The 21,168-nt window shown below is 60.1% G+C and carries 12 protein-coding genes; 11 read left to right on the top strand and 1 reads right to left on the bottom strand.

From position 1 onward, the window contains the following. Positions 1-44: 44 nt before the first annotated feature. Complete coding sequence (locus GT003_RS18630) at positions 45-938, bottom strand: helix-turn-helix domain-containing protein (protein ID WP_161700541.1); 894 nt, start codon at positions 936-938, stop codon at positions 45-47. 377 nt (positions 939-1,315) lie between these two features. Between GT003_RS18630 and GT003_RS18625 the strand changes: the two genes are divergently transcribed. The 11 genes from GT003_RS18625 (at position 1,316) to GT003_RS18575 (ending at position 21,125) form a co-directional block, all read left to right on the top strand. Beyond that, positions 1,316-2,413, top strand: coding sequence for a mandelate racemase/muconate lactonizing enzyme family protein (locus tag GT003_RS18625; protein WP_161700539.1), 1,098 nt, complete (start codon positions 1,316-1,318; stop codon positions 2,411-2,413). Between the two features lie 10 nt (positions 2,414-2,423). Next, positions 2,424-4,802, top strand: a complete 2,379-nt coding sequence (locus tag GT003_RS18620) for a glycoside hydrolase family 95 protein (protein WP_338045974.1) — start codon at positions 2,424-2,426, stop codon at positions 4,800-4,802. Between the two features lie 368 nt (positions 4,803-5,170). Then, a complete protein-coding gene (locus GT003_RS18615) occupies positions 5,171-7,480 on the top strand; it encodes a helix-turn-helix domain-containing protein (protein WP_161700535.1) in 2,310 nt (769 codons plus the stop codon). Positions 7,481-7,883: 403 nt separating this feature from the next. Continuing rightward, the gene (locus tag GT003_RS18610; RefSeq protein WP_161700533.1) at positions 7,884-9,530 is read left to right on the top strand and encodes a type 2 periplasmic-binding domain-containing protein; all 1,647 of its coding nucleotides are present in this window, start codon (positions 7,884-7,886) and stop codon (positions 9,528-9,530) included. A gap of 402 nt (positions 9,531-9,932) precedes the next feature. Beyond that, complete coding sequence (locus GT003_RS18605; RefSeq protein WP_420831463.1) at positions 9,933-10,832, top strand: ABC transporter permease; 900 nt, start codon at positions 9,933-9,935, stop codon at positions 10,830-10,832. Between the two features lie 16 nt (positions 10,833-10,848). Next, positions 10,849-11,745 carry a carbohydrate ABC transporter permease gene (locus GT003_RS18600; RefSeq protein WP_161700531.1) on the top strand — a complete coding sequence of 299 codons (897 nt, stop codon included), beginning with the start codon at positions 10,849-10,851 and terminating at the stop codon, positions 11,743-11,745. A 127-nt stretch (positions 11,746-11,872) separates the two neighbouring features. Then, positions 11,873-13,582: a type 2 periplasmic-binding domain-containing protein gene (locus tag GT003_RS18595; protein ID WP_239565955.1), complete on the top strand. Its 1,710-nt coding sequence runs from the start codon at positions 11,873-11,875 to the stop codon at positions 13,580-13,582. A gap of 160 nt (positions 13,583-13,742) precedes the next feature. Continuing rightward, positions 13,743-18,593: a X2-like carbohydrate binding domain-containing protein gene (locus GT003_RS18590; protein ID WP_161700528.1), complete on the top strand. Its 4,851-nt coding sequence runs from the start codon at positions 13,743-13,745 to the stop codon at positions 18,591-18,593. Positions 18,594-18,696: 103 nt separating this feature from the next. Continuing rightward, complete coding sequence (locus GT003_RS18585; protein WP_161700526.1) at positions 18,697-19,902, top strand: SGNH/GDSL hydrolase family protein; 1,206 nt, start codon at positions 18,697-18,699, stop codon at positions 19,900-19,902. Between the two features lie 248 nt (positions 19,903-20,150). Continuing rightward, entirely contained in the window at positions 20,151-20,447 is a 297-nt protein-coding gene (locus tag GT003_RS18580; RefSeq protein WP_161700524.1) for a hypothetical protein, read from the top strand. A gap of 33 nt (positions 20,448-20,480) precedes the next feature. After that, on the top strand, positions 20,481-21,125 hold the full coding sequence (locus GT003_RS18575) for a peptide-methionine (S)-S-oxide reductase MsrA (RefSeq protein WP_161700522.1): 645 nt from the start codon (positions 20,481-20,483) through the stop codon (positions 21,123-21,125). The last annotated feature ends 43 nt before the right edge of the window (positions 21,126-21,168 follow it).

Genomic DNA, 21,168 nt, shown 5'->3' with positions numbered 1-21,168 from the left:
GGCCAAGCGCTTACCGTTACGGCATCTCGCCTATATCGCGCCTATTACTGCATGCGCATCGGATTCCCGCGTTCATCCCGATTCTGCCGCGGATGCAGCCGGTATTGCTTCGGACTCGCGCCGTAATAGGCTGAGAAATGGCGGGTGAACGGGTGGATCGACGGATAACCGAGCCGTTCGGCGATCGCGGTGATGCTGAGATCGCTTTCCTGCAGCAGGTGAACGGCCCGCTTCATTAACAGCCGGTGCTGGTAGGCCTTCGGCGTCATGCCCGTCTCCCGCAGGAACAATTCGTGAAAATACGTCCGCTTGAGCCCGCACAGCGTCCACCACTGCTCCACGGGCTCCCGGCGTTCCGGATGCAGCTCGAGCTGCTCGAGCAGCCGCACGATGCGATAATCGCGGGGCTGCCGCATATGGACGGCATTATGCCAGCTGAGCATCCACGCGAACAGCAGGCTGTTCACCGTTTCGTTCCGGTAGAAGCTCAGCTCGTTATACTGCTTCACGATATGCAGGAACGCCTCGTACAGATGCGGGTAGGGCTGCAGCGAGAAGACGCCCGGGAGCGCCTCCAGCTCTGCGCAGGGCATGCTCGCGGATTGCTGGGGCAATCGGAATGGCAGCGGCGCATAGATGAACAACCGGTGGAGCGACACGGGAGAACGGTCATCCCATAAGTCGCAGTATAGGTTATGGGAGGCGAGCGGATGCGCCGGCGAGACGTGGAACGCGTGCGGCTGGCCGGGACGCAGGAAGATCAGCGTTCGCTTCCCGATCGGATAGCGGACGCCTTCGATCTCCATCTCTCCGGGCCCGTCCGTGAAGAGGTGGAAGGCGTAGACGCTGCACACGCGAAGCCCTTCATTGGAGCTCCCGTCGTAGAGATAAGGCATGGAATCGCCGACGAACGGCGTCAGCGCTGTTAATGGTTTCATCGCGTGTTCCTCCACGGGGAATAGATGGCGCCTCGGACGAAGATGACCGGATGAATCGTCAACTTTATGGAAGCGCAGGCAAATACGAAAGAATAGCTCCATGATACGATAAACGGATACGGAAGAAAAGAAATTAGAGATGCGGCCGGTAATCGAGACCGGCGTCCGTCGATCGGCGGAGAAGCGGATAACGAACCGTGAGGCGGATCAATCCGCAACAATCCGTGCTGCCCGATCAAGTCGGCGAGTCGACGGCGGCTCGTCATTAGCGATTAAGCATGAAGGCCGATAGACCGGCCGGTCCAGCTCGTTTACGGATGGATTAAGCTCATTAAACGTTCACCCCTACTCTGCCAAGCGAAAAGGAGATCTCGCCCATGATTATTACGAAAGTCGAAACGTTCGTGCTTCACGTCCCGATTACGCCTCCCATTACCGATGCCATCAACGTCGCTACCCATTGGGGACTGTCCGGGGTCAGAATCTTCACGGACGAAGGGATCACCGGCTGCGGCTATACGGGCACCTGCGCCCATGGGGACGACATGATCGTCGATACGATCGACCGTTATTACGCGCCGGAGCTGATCGGCAAGGATCCATTCATGGTCAAAGAGCTCTGGGATGCGATGCGCTTCGGCAAGATGCATTGGATCGGCCGCGCGGGCGTGACGCATATGGCGCTGGCCGCCGTCGACATCGCGCTGTGGGACATCATGGCCAAGACGGCCAACAAGCCGCTCTGGCAGTATCTCGGCGGACATAAGAGCAAAGGCATCAAAGCCTACAACACGAACGGCGGCTGGCTGAATTGGTCGAAGGACCGTCTGCTCAAGGACGTGACGGAGATCGTCGAGCAGGGCTTTGCCGGCGTCAAGATCAAAGTCGGCAAGCCCGATCCGCGCGAGGACTACGACCGCGTCAAGGCGGTGCGCCAAGCGATCGGCGACGACGTGATCTTCATGATCGACGTCAATCAGCAGTGGAACATCAACACGGCGATGACGTGGGGCAAGCGCCTCGAAGAGTTCAACCTGTTCTGGCTGGAGGAGCCGCTGAACCCGGACGATATCATGGGCCACAAGAAGCTCGCGGATGCCCTGAACGTGCCGATCGCGCTCGGCGAGCATGTGTACAGCAAATACGCGTTCCGCGATTACATCCATAACGGCGCGCTGGAATACTGCCAAGTCGACGTGACGCGCGTCGCGGGCGTAACGGAATGGCTGCAGGTGGCCGGGCTGGCTGCCGCATACGACGTGCCGGTCTGTCCGCATGTCGGCGACATGGGGCAAATCCATCAGCATTTGGTGGCGGCGACGCCGGGCGCGTTCATGCTGGAGTATATCCCGTGGATCCGTCATATTTTCGAAGAGCCGGCGACGGTGAAGAACGGCTTCTACGTGCTGCCGCAGATGCCGGGCGCCTCGACGGACATCATCCCGCGTTATTTCGACGAATACCGGGTGCGTTAGGATGAGCGGGATGAAACTAGGGTTCGACGGGCAGGCGGACGGGTGGAAGCAGGGGCTGCCGCTGGGCAACGGACAGCTTGGCGCGGTCGTATATGGAGGCCGGGACAGCGAGACATGGTGCGTGACGGAGGTCACCTACTGGTCGGGAAAGTCCGAACCGTCCGCGACGGCTTCGCGGGGCAAGGAAGATCTGGCCGCGATGCGCGAGCTGTTCTACGCCGGCGATTATGCCGCCGGCGAAGAGATGGCGGGCCGGCTGCTGCAGGCCGAGAAGGGGAATTTCGGCACGAATTTGCCGCTGTGCGACGTTCGGTTGGTCTTCGGCGGCACCGGCGGAAGTCTGCCGAACGATAGGGCGGGCGGGGAAGCGGGAGTAGGCGAAGCCGGGACAGCCGGCCGCGGCATCCGCGGTTTCGCGCGCGAGCTGTGCCTTGAACAGGCGGTCTACAGCGCCGGCGGAGCGGAGGGCATCCGCCGGGAGACGCTCGCGTCGCATCCCGGCCGCGTGCTCGCTTCCCGCATTTGGAGCGACAGCGCCGGGGGAGGCGTGACCTTCTCGCTGCGACTGGAAGGCCGCACGGACAGCTTTGCCGTGCAAGCGGCGGGCGACGATGCGCTGGCTTTCGACGGCCATGCGACGGAAACGATGCACAGCGACGGCACTTGCGGCGTGCAAAGCCGAGGCGCGGTCAAAGTCGTCGCGAAGGGCGGCACGGTCGCGGCGGCCGATGGCGCGATCGTCGTGGAAGGGGCCGACGAAGCATGGATTTATTTGGCCGTCGAGACGGATTATCGCCAGCCTGAGGGAGACGAAGCATGGGCGCATGCCGCTGCCGGACGGACGGAACGAGCCGCGGCGCAAGGGTACGCGGCGATCCGCGAGGCGCATGTCGCCGACTATCGGTCGTTGTATGCGCGGGTCGAGGCCGACTTCGGCCGATCGGATGCCTCGGCGCTGCCGCTGAACGAGCGGATGCGCCTGCTTCGCGCAGGCGGAGAAGACCCGGAGCTGTTCGCGCTCTTCTTCCAATACGGCCGCTATCTGACGATCGCCGGCTCGCGCGCGGACTCGCGGCTGCCGATGCATCTGCAGGGGATGTGGAACGACGGCGAAGCGAACCGCATGGCGTGGAGCTGCGATTACCATCTCGACGTCAATACGGAAATGAACTATTACCCGACGGAAGCCGCGAATTTGGCGGAATGCCATGTTCCCTTGCTGCGCTATATCGAGCGGCTCGCGGAAGCGGGAAGGGGGACGGCGCGCGACTATTACGGCTGCGAAGGCTGGGCCGCGCATGTGTTCTCGAACGCGTGGGGCTTCACGGCGCCTGGCTGGCATTACTCGTGGGGACTTAACGTCACGGGCGGCTTGTGGATCGCGAACCAGCTTCGCGAGCATTACGAATACGGACGCGATGACGCGTTCCTGCGGGAGACGGCTTATCCGGTGCTGAAGGAAGCGGCGTTGTTCTACCTGGACTACATGACGGTGCATCCGCAGACCGGCTGGCTCGTGACCGGTCCGTCCAATTCTCCGGAAAACAGCTTCTATGTCGGCGGCCAAACGGACCGGTCCTATACTCTCTCGATGGGGTCGACGATGGATCAGTCGCTGATCCGCGACTTGTTCGCCTTCTGCCTGGAAGCCGGGGAACGGCTCGGCGTCGACGAACCGCTGGGGGAACGGCTCCGCGGGGCGATGGCCCTGCTACCGCCGCTGCAAGTGGGCGCGAAAGGCCAGCTGCAGGAGTGGCTCGAGGATTACGGCGAAGCGCAGCCGGATCACCGGCACTTGTCGCATCTGTACGGTCTGTATCCGGGCAGCCGGATTACGCCGCATGGCACGCCGGAGCTGAGCGAGGCGGCGCGCGTCACGCTGACGTCGCGGATGCGCGGCGAAGGGCTGGAGGACGTGGAGTTCACGCTCGCGCTGTTCGCGGCCAACTTCGCCCGTCTGCATGACGGGAATCGCGCCTATGACCAGCTGTCGTATCTGATCGGCGAGCTGTGCTTCGATAATTTGCTTACCTACTCCAAGGCGGGCATCGCCGGCGCGGAGACGAATATCTTCGTCGCCGATGGCAATTTCGGCGGCACGGCCGCGATCGCCGAGATGCTCCTGCAGAGCCATGCGGGCGAGATTCATTTGCTTCCGGCGCTGCCGAGGCAGTGGAACACAGGCCGAACGACGGGCCTGCGGGCGAAGGGCGGCGCCGAGGTCGACCTGCATTGGCAGGACGGCGAGCTGGCCGAAGCGACGATCCGCGCGTTCGCTCCGCTGCGGACGTCCGTTCGCTTCGGGAGCCGTACGGTCCCCCTCGAGCTGGAAGCCGGCGGCAGCCGGACGTTTACGGCCCGGGAATTCCAGGAAGCGAAGCTCGCTTAACGGGGCAGGCGCTGCTGCCGGTTGATCGCCGATTGGTCGACGCGCTCGTCATCGCGTCGCACTTCAGCGTCGTGCGCATGATGCTTGGCATGCCGACCGGAACGGCGCTCGAACCCATGGCGTAACCGACGGATCAATTCGGCAGAAGCGACAATGGACAACCGCTGGCGGAGACGCCGGCGGTTGTCTTTCCTTTTGCAATCCAGTCGTACGCCTGCATATCCTATTTCTAGGATACGGCATTCGGGAGAACGGGAGCCATCGCCCCGCGAAGAGGAACGGATTGTCGATTTCGCTCCAGCCCCGGGATTGCAAGCGGCCGAACAGACGATATAATGGATGAGAAACGGAAAGGACGGGGGCGACGCGTGAGCAGGCATTCCAGGATTTTTCGCAATTTCTTAATCTCTTATATCGTCATCCTGATCATTCCGAGCCTGGCGGGGTACATGTCTTATCGAACGTCGATCAACGTGACGCAGTCCATCTCGATCGAGAACAGCGTGACGCAGCTTCAGAAGAGCCAGCAGATGCTGGAGCGGCGGATGGCCGAGGTCGAAGGCTTTACGCGGCAGCTCGCGCTCAATCAGGACCTGTACGTGCTGATGAACGAGAAGCAGGGCAGCGACGACGGCAACGTCTACGGCATTTGGAAGATCATGAAGGAAGTCATGGTGTTCAGCCAAACGAATGATTTTCTCAAAAATTATTATATCTACCTGCGCAATTACAACGTCGTGCTGACGCCGGGCTCCGCGTATTTCAGGCCCGAGCATTATTACGAAAATGCGCATTATACGGATATGACGCTCCAGCAATGGAAGACGGACCTGCTCGGGAAGACGCACAGCCGGGAGGTTTTGCCGCTGAAACCCTTCGCCATGAACGGCACGCAAACCTCGGTCATCTCGTATATGCAATCGCTTCCACTCGACAGCTTCGGGGCGCAGGCGCCCGCGACGGTCGTCGTGCTGATCGACCAGAAGACGATCGCGAGCCTGCTGGCGGGGGTGAAAGACCGTTACGGCGGCTGGACGTACGTCAGCGATGCGCAGGGTCAGGCGGTCAGCATGCTCGGCATCGGCGAGGAAGAGATCAAGACGATGAACGGGGACGGCGGCATCGACAAGGCGAAGCAGAGCCAGTTCTACCACGACGATCTTGTCATCACCATTCGTTCGGCCTCCACCGGCTGGATCTACCGGGCGGGCATTCCGCGCAAAGCGCTGATGGAGAACGCGAACGACATCAAATACATCTCGTGGTCCGTCACCGGCGGCGCGCTGCTGATCGGCCTGATCGTCGGCTGGTTCCTCTCGCTGCGCAACAGCGCGCCGATCAATCGGCTGATGGGCATCGTGCGGGAGCAATTCGGCAAGGACGCGCCGATCGGCCGCAATGCCTACGACTTCCTGCAAGGCAACATCTCGACGATCATCACGAGCAACCAGGCGCTCGAGCAGGAGCTGAACCGGCAATTGCCGCTCATACGCGATGCCTTCTTGAAAAGGCTGACCGCGGGCGAGTTCCAGACGCGGGAGGAAATCCAGGCCGCTGCGGCGCAGGCCGGCACCGGCTTGACGCTGAACGACGGCGGCGTCGTGGGGATCCTGCACATACACGGCTACACCGGGCTCGATGCGGCCGAAACCGTCGAAATCCTGAACGAGCTCAGCGCCGCGCGGCTGCTTCTGAAGCAAAGCCTGCGCGACATCACCGGCGGGATTCTCACGACGGATCTCGGCTCCGACCGGGTGGTGGCGATCTTCCCGTCGTGCGAGGACGGGGAGACGGACATAGACCGGTCGGAGGTACAGGCGCTGCTCGAACCGTTCGCCGCCTCCATGTTCAGCGACTACAAAATCACGGTCACCGGCGCGTTCGGCGATCCGTTCGCCTCGGGCATGGAAGTGAGCCGCTCGTACGAGCAGGCGAAGGAAACGATGGGGTACGCCGATTACATCATGCAGCGCAAGGGCTTCCTCTGGTACGCGGATATCCGCCAGGAGAGCACGACGTATTATTATCCGCTCGACATGGAGCTGCGGCTCATCAGCACGATCCGCGCCGGCGAGGAAGAAGAAGCGAAGCGCATCGTGCAGTCGGTCCTGCAGCAAAATACCGAAGACCGCGAGCTGTCGCCGGAGATGGCGAACCAGCTGATCGGCGAGCTCAAGGGGACGCTCTTGAAGCTGCTCGACCAGAAGGCGTTCGCGGAGTCCGAGGGGTTCGAGGACGCGAAGGACCGGATCATGGATATCCAATTGACCGGTTCGCTCGATCTCATTCGCACCGGGCTGAACGGGATTATCGAGTCGATGTGCGGCATGATCACCAGCAAGAAGAACGACCTGCATATCCGCACGGTCGAAGGCATCAAGCAATTTATCGCCGAGCGTTATTCCGATGCCGAGCTGACGCTCTATCGAATCGCGGAGCAAGCGGAACGGCCGGAGAAATACATCTCGCAACTGTTCAAAGAAGTGACGGGCACGAACCTGTCCGACCATCTCGAGAAAGTCCGCATGGACCGCGCCGCGGAATTGCTCCAGGAAAAGTCGCTCACCGTCGACGAAATCGCCGTGCAGGTCGGCTACAACAGCTCCCACTCGTTCCGCCGCGCCTTCAAGCGCGTCATGGGTGTAGCCCCAAGCGCATACAGGCAATCATTCGATTAAAGGTTTGGAAAGTTCCGCTTAGGAACAAGGAAGCGCAGCTGCCGACAATCCTCCGCTCAGGCAAGCCGAGCGCGATCCAAAAAAGGATGAAGTCCCAGGTAACCCTGGCGCGCAAAAGGAAAGTCTGTCCCGCAAGGGACATCGTGCCAACGCCGCACCAAGGCAGGAGCGCCTCTGCAACGCAAACGTTCCCCAGGACGAAGTCAGCCAGGTAACCCGGGAGCGCCAAAAGTTAAGTCTGTCCCGTAAGGGACATCGTGCCACCCACCGAACCCGGGCAGGAGCATCTCTGCAACCACGAACGTTATCCCATCCGGGTGTCCAGAGGGTGGAACCCTTGGAATCCCCCTTTCCAAGGGGGACTTAGGGGGATAGTCCCCATTATTGAAAGGAGCCACAAAGCATGAAGCTGCGCGTTCTACTAGCTGTTCTTCTCATCGGCACACTCCTGAGCGCATGCGCCTCGTCGCCGCCCGAGGAACCTCCGGAGCAGTCGCAGCCGGTAGCGGGCGCGATCCCGATTACCGTCTTCGCGCAGCAGGACGTCGGACAAAATCTGCCGACGAACGCGTTCTCGAAGTATCTCGAGCAGACCTACGGCGTCGATTTCCGTTGGCAGACGATACCGTACGACGGGGCCAGGGAGAAACGGCAAATTTCGCTCGCAAGCGGCAGCTATGCTGATACGTATATTTTGACCGCGTACATCGACCAATTCTCGAAGGCGGAAGTGCTGCGCTACGGCAAACAGGGGATTTTCCTGCCGCTGAACGAGCTGATCGACCGATACGCGCCGCATATCAAAGCCGCCTTCGCGGAGAATGCCGCGCTTCGCGAGCTGAATACCGCGCCGGACGGGAATATCTACGGCCTCGTCAGCTACGCGGACTGCTTCCACTGTTCCTATCCGAACAAAATGTGGCTGAACGCGAAGTGGCTGGACAAGCTGGGGCTTGCGATGCCGAAGACGACGGCGGAGTTCAAGCGGGTGCTCGAAGCGTTCAAGACGCGGGATCCGAACGGCAACGGCGAGGCGGACGAGATTCCGCTCAGCGGGTCGACCGAGGAATTCGGCGTGCATATCGTGCCGTTCCTGATGAACGGGTTCATCTACGACGACGACCGCGATTATTTGACGCTCCAGGGCGGCCGGGTCGATTCGGCGGCGAACAAACCGGCGTGGAAGGAAGGCTTGGCTTACATCAAGTCGCTCTTCGACGAGGGCCTCATCGATCCCGGCGCCTTCACGCAGAACGCGGAAGCGTACAAGAAGCTCGGCGACAATGCCGGCGAGGAGATACTCGGGGCGGGCGCGGCGATGCACCCGGATATTTTCGTCGCGGGCGCCGCGACCGGCAGCCGTTCGCGCGACTACGCGCCGGTTCCGCCGCTTGCTGGCCCGCATGCCTCGTATGCCACGCATGACGAAGGCGGCATCGCGCCGGGAGCCAAGTTCGTCATTACGAACAAAGCGACGCCGGAAGCGCAGATCGCGCTGATCAAGATGATCGATTACATCTATACGCCGGACGGGCAAATGCATGCGGATTCCGGCGAAGAAGGCGTCGGCTGGCGCAGGCCGGAGCCGGGCGAGCAGGCGCTCGGCAAGGGCGTCCTGCCGAAGTACGCCGGCGTGGACGCGAAGCCGGGGCAGCAGCCGAACAATTCCGGTTGGATCGGAACCGGGCATTTCTACATGCCCAAGTCGTACCGGGACAGTTGGGTGCAGGGGACCGATATGTATGCGGCGGACGGATACGAACGCCGGCTGCAGGCGGCGACGCAGCTGTACGCGGGGAAGGAGCCCAAGGAGCTCTTCCCAGCGTGGGACGTCTGGGTAAGCGATGCCGACGCGCAGCAGGCGAGCGTGCTGGAGACGAACCTCAAGAATTACATCGATCAGAGCACGCTGCAATTCATCACCGGCGCCAAGAGCTTATTGGTCGATTGGGACAGCTACGTGCAAGGGCTGGATGAGATGGGGCTGCAAGCGTACCTGTCCATCATGCAGCAAGGGTATGACGTGTACGTCCAGCAGCACGACCGTTAGGCTTAAGCTGTTGGAAAAGCGAAAACGGCAATCGAAGCTGGATAGCCACCAAGCCACTAAGTCATTAAAGCTGGAATGTCATTATGACAGGAACCCCTATCGCTTCGGCGGCAGGGGTTCTTTTTGTGCCCTAATATGAAAGCCCTTACCGTACCTTTCATGAAAATAGCTGAAAATGGCCGTAAGACGGGCAATTGTCCCCCGCAAAACGGAGCAACTGTACGCTCGAAACCTCAAGTGTACCTGTTCCGGCAGCCGCCCGGAAGGCTATTATCGGTCATGTGGAAAGCGCTATCATGCATCATTGGCAACGACCTGGGAGGGATTGTTTTGAACGTTGAAATCGCGGTAGACCAACCGGCGAAGATGCCGGCCAAACGGACGAAGCGAAGCTTATCCGGCATGGCGGCGAGGAGCTTCAAGAAACACTGGCAGCTCTATATCATCGTTACGCCGCCGCTGTTGTACTTCTTTATTTTTAAGTATTACCCGATGCTGAACGCGGTCCTGGCATTCAAGGACTACAACGTCATCAAGGGGATCTGGGGCAGCCCGTGGGTCGGGATGAGGAACTTCAAACTCTTCTTCAACAATCCGATCTTCTGGGATCTCATTAAGAACACGGTGTATTTAAGCGGTTACTTGCTGCTGGCGGGTTTTCCGATCCCGATATTGCTCGCGCTCATGCTGAACGAGGTACGGGGCAACAAGTTCAAACGGCTGGTACAGCTCGTGACGTTCGCGCCGTATTTCATCTCCACGGTCGTCATGGTATCGATCATCATGCTGTTCCTGGCGCCTCGGCTCGGCTTCGTCAACGTCCTGCTGAATCACCTGGGGCTGGATTCGATCAACTTCCTCGGAGAGCCGGGCATGTTCCGTTCCATCTACGTCTGGTCGGACATCTGGCAGACGGCCGGGTATTCCGCGGTCATCTATCTGGCGGCGCTCGCGGGCATCGACCCGACCTTGTACGAAGCGGCGAAAGTGGACGGCGCGTCCCGGTTTCAGAAGATTTGGAACGTCGATCTGCCCGGTCTGCTTCCGACCATCGTCATCGTGCTCATCCTGAACGTGGGCAACATCATGGCGATCGGCTTCGAGAAGGTGTACCTGCTGCAAAATCCGCTCAACCTCGTCAATTCGAACATTATCTCGACGTACGTGTACAGCATCGGCCTCTTGAATGCCAATTACAGCTTCGCGACGGCGGTCGGCCTGTTCAATTCCGTCATCAACCTCGTGCTGCTCGTGCTGGTCAACAGTTTGGCCAAACGGTTTTCAAACAACAGTCTGTGGTAGAAGGAGCATGAAACGCATGACAACGATGAATCAAAAAATCAGGGAGTCGGCAGGCGACCGCGTATTCATGTACGGGATCTATATCATCCTGACGCTCGTGCTGCTCGCCGTCATCTACCCGCTCATCTATATTCTGAGCAGCTCCATCAGCAGCCCGTCGGCAGTCACGTCCGGCAAAGTGTGGCTGTGGCCGGTGGACATCTCGTTCAAAGGGTTCAAAACCTTGTTCAATACGCCCCAAATCATGACGGGCTACGGCAACTCGCTGTTCTACACGGCGATGGGCACGTTCATCAGCGTGGCGCTCACTGTCATGATCGCGTACCCGCTGTCCCGCAAGACGTTCTTCGGACGGAGCCCGATCATGATGATCATCACCTTCACGATGATTTTCAGCGGCGGCTTGATTCCGACGTATATGGTCGTCAAGAGCCTGCATCTGATCGACACCCGCTGGGCCTTGCTCATTCCGAACGCCATCTGGGTGTGGCAGATCATCATCGCAAGGTCGTTCTTCCAATCCTCCATTCCGGAGGAGCTGATCGAAGCGAGCGAGATCGACGGCTGCAGCGACCTGCGCTTCATGCGAAGCGTCGTCATCCCGCTGTCGAAACCGATCCTCGCGGTGCTCGTGCTCATGTACGCCGTCGGCCAGTGGAACGCCTACTTCGACGCGTTGATCTATCTGAAGTCGGCCAACCTGTTCCCGCTGCAGCTCGTGCTGCGAAGCATCATTATCCAGAACAACAGCACCGGCATCATGGACGCGATGAAGCAGGTCGAGCGCCAACAGCTGTCCGAGCTGCTCAAATACGCGCTGATCGTGGTCGCCACGCTGCCGGTGCTGATGATCTACCCGTTCGTGCAGCGTTACTTCGTGCAAGGGATGCTGGTCGGCTCGGTCAAAGGCTGACGCAGCCGACGGTTAACGGGACTAATCGCCGCAAGGCGCGGTCCTTGCAAGTCTTGAAAGGGGAGATAGGTATGTAGCGTGGGGGTTGGCGGCAGTCATTCATACAAACAAAAAGGGAGCGATCAAGTTGAAAAAGAGAATCGGAAGCGCAGTAGCCATCCTTGCTGCTTGCAGCATGATCCTGGCGGCTTGCGGAAGCAACGACGCGAACAATAATAAAGCGGGGAACGCGGGCAGCACGAACGCGAATGGCGGCAACACGACCCAAGCGGCGGACAACGGCGGCAACGCGCCGGCCAATGCCGAACCGACGCAAGTCAAAATCTTCTCCATCCAAGAGACGAACATCGACCTGCCGACGAACAAATTCACGGCTTTCGTGGAAGATAAATTCAACATGAAGATCAACTGGGAAATGAATCCGACGGATGGCGCGAAAGAAAAACGCCAAATCTCCCTCGCGAGCGGCGATTATCCGGACGCGTACATGCTGCCGGCGTACATCGACCAATTCTCCCAAGCGGACGTGCTGAAATACGGCAAGCAAGGCGTGCTGCTGCCGCTGAACGACCTGATCGACCAATACGCGCCGAACATCAAGAAAGCGATGGAAACCGATCCGGAGCTGAAAGGCTTCAACACCGCGCCGGACGGCAATATCTACGGCCTGGTTGCCTATTCGCAATGCTTCCACTGCTCGTACCCGAACAAAATGTGGCTGAACACCAAGTGGCTCGACAAGCTCGGCTTGAAGATGCCGACGACGACCGAGGAATTCAAGAAAGTGCTGGAAGCGTTCAAAACGCAGGATCCGAACGGCAACGGCAAAGCCGACGAAGTGCCGCTGAGCGGCTCCATCGAGGATTTCGGCGTGCGCGTCGTTCCGTTCCTGATGAACGGCTTCGTGTATGACGACGACCGCAACTACTTGAACCTGACGAACGGCAAAGTGGAATCCGCCGCCGTCAAGCCGGAATGGAAAGAAGGACTGACATACATCAAATCGCTGTACGACGAGAAGCTGATCGATCCGGGCGCCTTCACGCAAAACGCGGAAGCGTTCAAGAAAATCGGCGAGAGCGCGGATGCCCAAATTCTCGGCGCCGGCGCGGGCATGCACCCAGCCATCTTCGTCAACATCGACCAAGGCAACAAATATTCCAAGGACTACAATCCGGTAACGCCGCTCCAAGGACCGCATGCGCAGTACGCGACGCATGACGCAGGCGGCGTAGCGCCGGGCGCGAAATTCGTCATCACGAACAAAGCAAGCAAAGAAGCGCAAATCGCGCTCATCAAGCTGGTTGATTACATGTTCACGCCGGAAGGCGAAACGAACGGCGCATCGGGCATGGAAGGCATCGATTGGGAAAAACCGGGTCCGGACGACGTCGCACTCGGCGAAGGCGTGCAAGCGCAGTTCAAACCGATCCCTGCCAAAGAAGGCGAAGCCCCGCATAACGCAGGCTGGAGCGGCGTAGCCCATTTCTACATGCCGAAAGCCTACCGCGACAGCTTCGTGCAGGCAACGGATATCTACGATCCGACAGGCTACGAGCGCCGTCTGTACAACGCGACGCTGCTGTACCAAGGCCATGAGCCGAAGGAATTGTTCCCGGCTTGGTCCGTCTGGATCGATCCGGCCGAAATGGACGAAGCAAGCATGCTGCAAACGAACATCAAGAACTACATCGAGCAGAACGAGCTGCAATTCATTACGGGCAACAAAGACCTGAACAAGGATTGGGATTCGTATGTGAAAGGCTTGAAAGACCTGAAGCTGGACCGTTACCTCGAAATCCTGCAAAAAGCATACGACGCTTCTACCCAAAAGTAAGCGAATGAGAGCGCGGGGCGTTCTGGCAAGCCAGGACGCCTTTCGCTTGCCCGCTGAACCGTACAAGCGGCCGCGGCATCGCCGGGCTTCCGATTACGCATGACTTACCCATTCCCTTGAAGCACGCGCATTAAACAATCCCTGTGAAGGAGATGTTTAGATGATTCGCAATAATAATCGAAGCACGTCCAAACGCAAGCTTGTCCAAAAAATCGGCACGGGGCTCCTGCTGACCGCGGTCGCGGTCGCCCAATTCGGCTTCGTTCCGGCCAAGCACGTCGCCGAGGCGGCGGATAACGGCCTGGCGCTCAAGCCTTACATGGGCTGGAGCAGCTACAGCCTGCAAGTTTACGACGGTCCATCCGGCAACTGGGTCTCGGCCGCCAAGCTCAAGCAGCAGTCCGATGCCATGCACGAGAAGCTGCAATCGCACGGCTACGAGTACATAAACATCGATGCCGGCTGGAACGGCGACAACGACCAATACGGCCGGCCGATCCCGAGCACGACGCAGTATCCGGACGGATTGCAGGACGTCATCGACTACATTCACCATAACGGGCAGAAAGTCGGCATCTATATGATTCCGAGCCTCTCGCCGCAGGCGTACAAAGACAATTTGGAAATCTTCGGCACGGACGGCAAATGCCACATGAAGGATATCGCGCTGCCGAATCGGCAGGGCGACTATTGGGGCTTGGGCTACAAGATCGATTTCGAATCCCCGGAGTCCAAGGACTGCGCCCAGGCGTACGTCGATTCCGTCGTGGATATGATCGCCTCGTGGGGCATCGATTTCGTGAAGTTCGACAGCGTGACGCCGGGCTCCGGCCACAACGACTTGTCGATCGACGCGCGCGCGGACGTCGCGGCATGGTCCAAAGCGCTGTCGGAGCATAAAATCTGGTTCGAGCTGTCGTGGGCGCTCGACCATAACTACGCCGACTACTGGAAGAAATACGCGAACGGCTGGCGGGTCGACTGGGACGTGGAGTCGTACGATCCGAAGATCGGCATGACGCAATGGGAGAACATCGCGCGCCTGTTCCCGGATGCGGCGCTGTGGTGGCGCGATGCCGGACCTGGCGGCTGGAACGATTTCGACTCGCTTAACGTCGGCAACGGCGCGATGGACGGCTTGACCAAGGACGAACGGCAGAGCGCGATGACGCTGTGGGCGATGTCTTCGGCGCAGCTGTATACGGGCGACGACCTGACGAAGCTGGACAGCTACGGCTTGTCGCTGCTGACCAACGACGAGGTGATCGGCGTCAACCAAGCCGGCCATCCGGCGCATCCATTGTCCATGGCCACGACGAATCAAGTCTGGTACGCGAACAACGGCGACGGGACGTATACGGTCGCTTTGTTCAATCTCGGCGACAAGAAGGACGCCGATGTCAGCGTTGATTGGAGCGACATCGGCTTAAGCGGGGGGGCGACCGTACGCGATCTGTGGAGCCATACGGATCTCGGTTCGTTCGCGAAGGGCTTTACCGCGACGGAGCTTGGTTCGCATGCTTCCCGTCTGTTGAAAGTAACGGCGAACGGCGGCGCTTCCTCCGGCGTCAACGACGACGACACGGGCATGAGGTACACCGGCGATTGGACGCGCAACGGCGGCAAAGAAGTCGCGCCGAGCTCGCAGGATCTCGAGATCGCGCTGAGCGATTCATCCGTTCAAGGCTTGACCGTCGACGGGGATGAGGACGGCAGCACAGAGAACGGCGGATCGGACGACAATGGCGAAGAGAACGTCGAAGAGAACGGTGATGCGCCGAACGGCTCGGATGCGGTTGCGATGCTGGCGGAGGCTGGGCATACCGTGACGATCAACGATAATGATCCGGGGATCGTGTATACGGGCGATTGGCATCATAGCTTCGACCGCTCTTCTCTTGAGGATTGGAATCACGACGTGCATTTCGCGCAGGCTGACGGCTCGCAGTTGACGTATTCGTTTACGGGAACCGGCATCGATTACGTGACGGAGAAGGAAAAAGAGCAAGGCAGCATCGATTTCTATATTGATGATGCTTTCCAAGAGACGGTAGATACGCAAAAATCCGATCCGCGCGAAGTGCAGCAGACGGTCTACAGCGCGACTGGACTGACATCCGGACGGCACACGCTTAAGGCCGTCAAGCACACCGACGCGCCGAACGATTACATGTTGATCGACGCGTTGAAGGTCACGGCCGACACGCTGCTCGGCACGACGAGCGCGACGTTCGACAACGCGGCTCCCGCCGACGTGACGACGACGCTGCCATTCGGCGCGAGTTCGCTCGCGGGCATCAAGAACGGTGCGGCGACGCTCGTGAAGGATACGGATTACGCCGTGAGCGGCAGTACGGTCGCGATCAAGGCAGCTTACTTGTCCCAGCAGCCGCAGGGCGCCGCGAATCTGAGCTTCGCATTCGCAGGCGGGGACAGCCAGACGCTTGCGGTGACGATTACCGGACAAGCCGTGCGCAACAGCACGATCAGCCCGACCTCCGCGGCGTTCGACCTGAAGGTCACGAAGCAGGCGGACGTGACGACGACGCTGACGCTGAACGACAATGCGCTGAACAGCGTCTCGAACGGCGCTGCGGCGCTGACGGCCGGTACGGATTACGCGGTCAACGGCAGCGTTCTGACGATCAAGAAGGCTTACCTCGCCAAGCAAGCGGTCGGCTCGCTGCCGCTGACGATAACGTTCAGCGCGGGTCAGCCGCAAACGTTGACGATCGCGATATCCGATACGACCGCCGAAGGCCGCTACGCGAATATCAACAACGACGATCCGTCGATCCACTACGATGGCTCATGGACTCTCAGCCGCGGCCGGAAATTAGGCGATTATATGGACGACGTGCAGTTTGCCGAGAAGAACGGCGACTCGTTCTCGTATACCTTCCGCGGCACGGGCATCAAGGTGGTCACGGAGATGGACGAATCGCAAGGCGAGATGGACATCTTGGTGGACGGCGTGCTCAAAGCCACGGTCGACACGCATCATAACGGACGGCTTGCGCAGCAGACCGTCTATGAAATCAACGGCTTGTCCAACAGCCAACACACGATTAAGGCGATTAAGAAATCCGGCAGCTACATGCTGCTCGATATGCTGAAGGTTCGCATTCCGGATCTGATCGGCCCGACCGTCGCCGCGTTCGACAAGAATCCGGACGCGCAGGCCGACCTGACCGTCACGCTGCTCGAGAATGTCGGCAGCTTCCGAGGCATCACGAATGGAGCTGATGCGCTGACGGCCGGCACGGATTATACGGTCAGCGGCGACAAGGTCACGATCAACAAATCCTACCTGTCCACGCTGCCGGCATCCGGCGTCGCCAAGCTGACATTCAGCTTCGACGGCGACTTCTGGCAGGACGTTCACACGACGGCAACCGACGGAGATTACTATACGTATACGTTCCGCGGAACGGGCATCGAAGTGCTGTCGCCGAAGGGTCCTTCCCAAGGCGACGTTGAAATCTTCATTGACGGCGTGTCCAAGGGAACGGTTAACGCGAACGGCGCCGATCGGACCGTCGGGCAGCGCTTGTACGGCATTGACGGTCTCCCTGGCGGCGAGCATACGATCAAGGTCGTGAAGGTATCCGGCGATGAGATGTACGCCGATCGGCTGAACTTTATCGTGGCGGACAGCGGTACGACGACGGGCCCGGGTAGCTCTTATCCGCCGGTCACGGGCGGCACGGAAGTCATTAAAGGCGAAGTGAACGGCAGCGGAGGCACGGAAGGCGTGCTGCAGCTCGATATTACGCGGACGACCGCAAGCGACGGCACGAAGTCGGACAGCGTGACGCTCGGTTCGGATGCGGCGAAGGAAGCCATCGCGAAGCTGAAGGCGGCCGGAGCGAAGGCGGCGACGATCGTCGTGCCGGACGAGAAGGGCGTTACGTCGGCGACGAACGTGACGATTCCGAAGGAGTCGAGCCAGGCGCTCGCGGGCAGCGGCCTCGACTTGGGCATCGAGACCGCGAACGGCGGCATCGTGATTCCAAATGCTTCCTTGGCGGGTTATGATGGAGAAGCCGCGTTTACGTTTAAGCCGATTAAGGATGCGGCAGCGAAGGGTCAACTGGAAGACCGCGCCGGCGGAGCGGCGGTCGTGAAGCTTGCGACCGGCGGCAGCGAGGTGTCGATCGTCGGCCAGCCAGTGTCGATCGAGACGAACTTCCAAGGCCGCGCGGTAGATGTCATCGTGCCGGTGGATGCGGCGCTGCTCGCAGGCTTGCAGCCTGGACAGCTCGGCGTTTATATCGAGCATGGCGACGGCACCACGGAATACAAGACGGGCACGATCGTGGAATGGCAGGGCGGCAAAGGCTTGCGGTTCACGGTCGATAAATTCAGTACGTTCGCGGTCGTGAAGCATGACGCGGTTTCCAGCGGCAGCCATACGGCGTACATGAACGGCTTCGAAGGCGGCCTGTTCAAGCCGGCGAACAACCTTACCCGCGCCGAGATGGCCGCGATCCTGTCCCGGATCATTACGCGGGACGGAACGGGCGACGCCATCGCGTACCGCGACGTGAAGCCGGGCCATTGGGCGGCCGGCGCGATCGCGAAGGTCACGAAGCTCGGCTTGATGCAGGGCTTCGGAGACGGCGTGTTCAAGCCGGATCAGGCGATTACGCGCGCCGAGATGGCCAGCCTGGCGGCCGCGATCGCGAAGAGCGGCGCGAAAGACGGCGCCGGGTTCTCGGATACGCACGGCAGCTGGGCCGAGGCGGCCATCGCACAGGTGCAGGGCGCAGGCATTATCCGCGGTTATGCGGACGGCACGTTCCGTCCCGCCCATGCGGTGACGCGCGCCGAAGCGGCCGCGATCCTCAATCGCACGCTTGGCCGCGGTCCTCTCTATGGCGACGCGAAGCTGCCGTGGACCGACGTGAAGAGCGGATACTGGGCGTACGGCGATATCGCCGAGGCTTCGGTAAACCATTCGTACGCGGCAAGGTCCGAAGGCGGAGAGCAATTCGTGCCCGAGAAATAGGGGCGCGAAGCAGAGGCAGGCAATAAGCCATACGTAAGATTGAATACCGCAAGCCCTTTCGATTCGATCGAAAGGGCTTGCTCATGCGAAAGGACGTGGAGGCATGCTGCAAGACAGACATATCCGGATGCGGGAAGGCCTGCCGCGGTTTGCCGCCAAGCTGCTGCGCGGCGAAGCCGTGACGGCAGCCTACTTGGGCGGGTCGATTACGGAAGGGGCTGGCGCATCCCTGCAGGACGAGAAGAGCTGGCGGGCATTGAACGGGAAGTATCTGAGCGAACGTTATGCGGATTGCCGGTTTACCTTCATTAATGCCGGCGTGGGCGGTACGAATTCGACGTTCGGCGCCCATCGGCTGCAGGCGCATGCGCTTAGCCAAGGCGAGGTCGACCTGCTGTTCGTCGAGTTTAGCGTCAACGACGGCGAGGATCGCGAGGAATCGATCCGGGGCATGGAAGGCATCGTGCGCCAGTGCCGCCGCTTGTCGCCGGAGACGGAGCTCTGTTTCGTCTACACGGCAGCGGACAAGAACCTCTCGGACGAGCTGCCATTCAACATCGCGAATCACGAAGAAGTGGCGGAGCATTACGGCATTGCATCCCTTAATCTTGCCGGCGGCGTACGGGATTTGGTTCGTGCCAGCGTGGTCGCGTGGGCCGAGCTGGCGCCGGATCGCGTCCATCCGAACGACGAAGGACATGCGCTGTATGCCGCGTATGCGGAGCAGTTCATAGAGCAGGCCGTCGCGGCGGTCGCTAACGCCGTGAAGGAAGAAGAGACAAGCACGAGCCCGGTTCCGTCGGAGATTCCGAATGCCTCCGTAGTGCCGGCGCCGATGATCCGGGGCGATGTCCCGGTCGGTGAGCTTCCGCGGCCGCTCGACGCGCGCAATTACGAGTTCGCGACGATGAAGGACATCGGTCTCGACGTTGTCTCGGACGGCTTTGCGCCGGCCAGGCTCGGGCCGGACGATCCAATGATGAATTGGCGTTTTGCCACCGAGCATCTGGCTGCGGAAGGCAGCCGCGGGGAGAGCCTGTCATTCGCGCTCGAGGGCCGCCGGATCGGAATTCTCCTGCTGCACGGACCGGACAGCGGCGCGCTTGAATATTCGCTGGACGGGGGCAAGAACTTTACGCCGGTCGACCCGTTCGACGAATGGTGCCTGCTGGCCTACAGGCCGATTCAGGTATCGTTCCAGGAACAGCCGGAACGCCAACTACAACAGGTCATCGTCCGCTGCGCGGGCACGAAGGACGAGCGAAGCAAGGGCACGGGCATTCGGGTCATGAAGCTGCTCAGCTCTTAAGCAAATCCTATTTAACCCGGAAAACACCATTCTCGCCGGCCTGACCCGGCATTACCCGACCGCTTAAGGTCGGGTTTTTGCCGCTTAACGGCTGCTTGAATCCAGAATCGCCTATGCTTGACGGCTGCATGCGGGCCTCCGGCGAACAAGGCGCTCCTGCTGCGCCCTTCCTGACCGTGCTCGCGCACCCTTGGGCAACTGTAGTAGAATGAGGTCAACGCAAAACTACAAACGAAGAGGTGCCACGCATGGCTATTAGTTTCACGCGCTCCATCATCGCTCGGCTGGAGAAAGAAATCGCCGATCTTCAGGCGCTCGCGCTTGAACAAACCAAGAAACGCGATCAAGCGGCAGCCAAGATAAAACAGCTCCAGCGCGATCAGAAATTGAGCCAATCGATCAACGATTTGAACGGCAAGCTTGCGCGGGAGACGAAGCTGAAGAAGAGCATCGATGAGATCAACGGCCTGCTCGCCAAGTCGTCCAAGCAGCTGACGGAGAAGAAAGCGCAGCTGGCTCAGCACCGGCAGCAGGCAGCGGAATAATGTCATCCCGAATAGGACTTGGAGGAAGACACGATGACCGATAACAAGACGGCGAGCAGCCTTCATACGATTACGCTCGGCATGGGATGTTACTGGAGTCCGGAGGCGTTGTTCGGCGCGATGCCCGGCATAATCAGGACGCGCGTCGGTTTTGCCGGAGGTACAACCGACGAGCCGAGCTATCGCGATATGGGCGACCATACCGAGACGGTCGAGCTGACGTTCGATCCTGCCGCGGTCTCTTACGATGAACTGTTGGAGACGTTCTGGAACAACCATAAGCCGATGAATATCAACGGATATAAGGATCGGCAGTATCAGTCGCTCCTGCTCTATCGCGACGAAGCGCAGGAGAAAGCTTTCCGAAGGATCAAGAGCCGGCTGGAAGGCGGGAAGGAGAGCCTGGATACGGAGCTGTCGCCATTTCGGAGCTTCTATCCCGCGGAGTCCAGGCACCAGAAGTATTATCTGAAACGATTCCCGGACGCCGTTGCGAAGCTGAGCGCGATCTATCCGTCCGAGGAGGAGCTGCAGAACGCGACCTTGGCTGCCCGGCTGAACGGGGTGGCGAAGGGCTTCCTGAGCGTGGAGCGTCTGCAGGGCGAGATGAAGCAATGGGCGTTAAGCCCGGACGAGCTGAGCGAGATGCTTGCGCTGGTCCGCAGTATCCGTTGGTAACGGAATAAAAGACGCCGCCGGCCACGAGCTCGCGGGAGGGACG

The sequence above is a fragment of the Paenibacillus sacheonensis genome (genome assembly GCF_009909195.1).
GTDB classification, from domain to species: Bacteria; Bacillota; Bacilli; order Paenibacillales; family Paenibacillaceae; genus Paenibacillus_Z; species Paenibacillus_Z sacheonensis.
Note: the sequence above shows the minus strand (reverse complement) of the source record. Positions and strands in the feature narration are given on the sequence as shown.

Coding starts and splice junctions, on each gene's coding strand:
- GT003_RS18585 (WP_161700526.1), top strand. CDS start 18,697: ATGCTGCAAGACAGACATATCCGGATGCGGGAAGGCCTGCCGCGGTTT.
- GT003_RS18630 (WP_161700541.1), bottom strand. CDS start 938: ATGAAACCATTAACAGCGCTGACGCCGTTCGTCGGCGATTCCATGCCT.
- GT003_RS18625 (WP_161700539.1), top strand. CDS start 1,316: ATGATTATTACGAAAGTCGAAACGTTCGTGCTTCACGTCCCGATTACG.
- GT003_RS18605 (WP_420831463.1), top strand. CDS start 9,933: ATGGCGGCGAGGAGCTTCAAGAAACACTGGCAGCTCTATATCATCGTT.
- GT003_RS18575 (WP_161700522.1), top strand. CDS start 20,481: ATGACCGATAACAAGACGGCGAGCAGCCTTCATACGATTACGCTCGGC.
- GT003_RS18610 (WP_161700533.1), top strand. CDS start 7,884: ATGAAGCTGCGCGTTCTACTAGCTGTTCTTCTCATCGGCACACTCCTG.
- GT003_RS18590 (WP_161700528.1), top strand. CDS start 13,743: ATGATTCGCAATAATAATCGAAGCACGTCCAAACGCAAGCTTGTCCAA.
- GT003_RS18620 (WP_338045974.1), top strand. CDS start 2,424: ATGAAACTAGGGTTCGACGGGCAGGCGGACGGGTGGAAGCAGGGGCTG.
- GT003_RS18600 (WP_161700531.1), top strand. CDS start 10,849: ATGACAACGATGAATCAAAAAATCAGGGAGTCGGCAGGCGACCGCGTA.
- GT003_RS18580 (WP_161700524.1), top strand. CDS start 20,151: ATGGCTATTAGTTTCACGCGCTCCATCATCGCTCGGCTGGAGAAAGAA.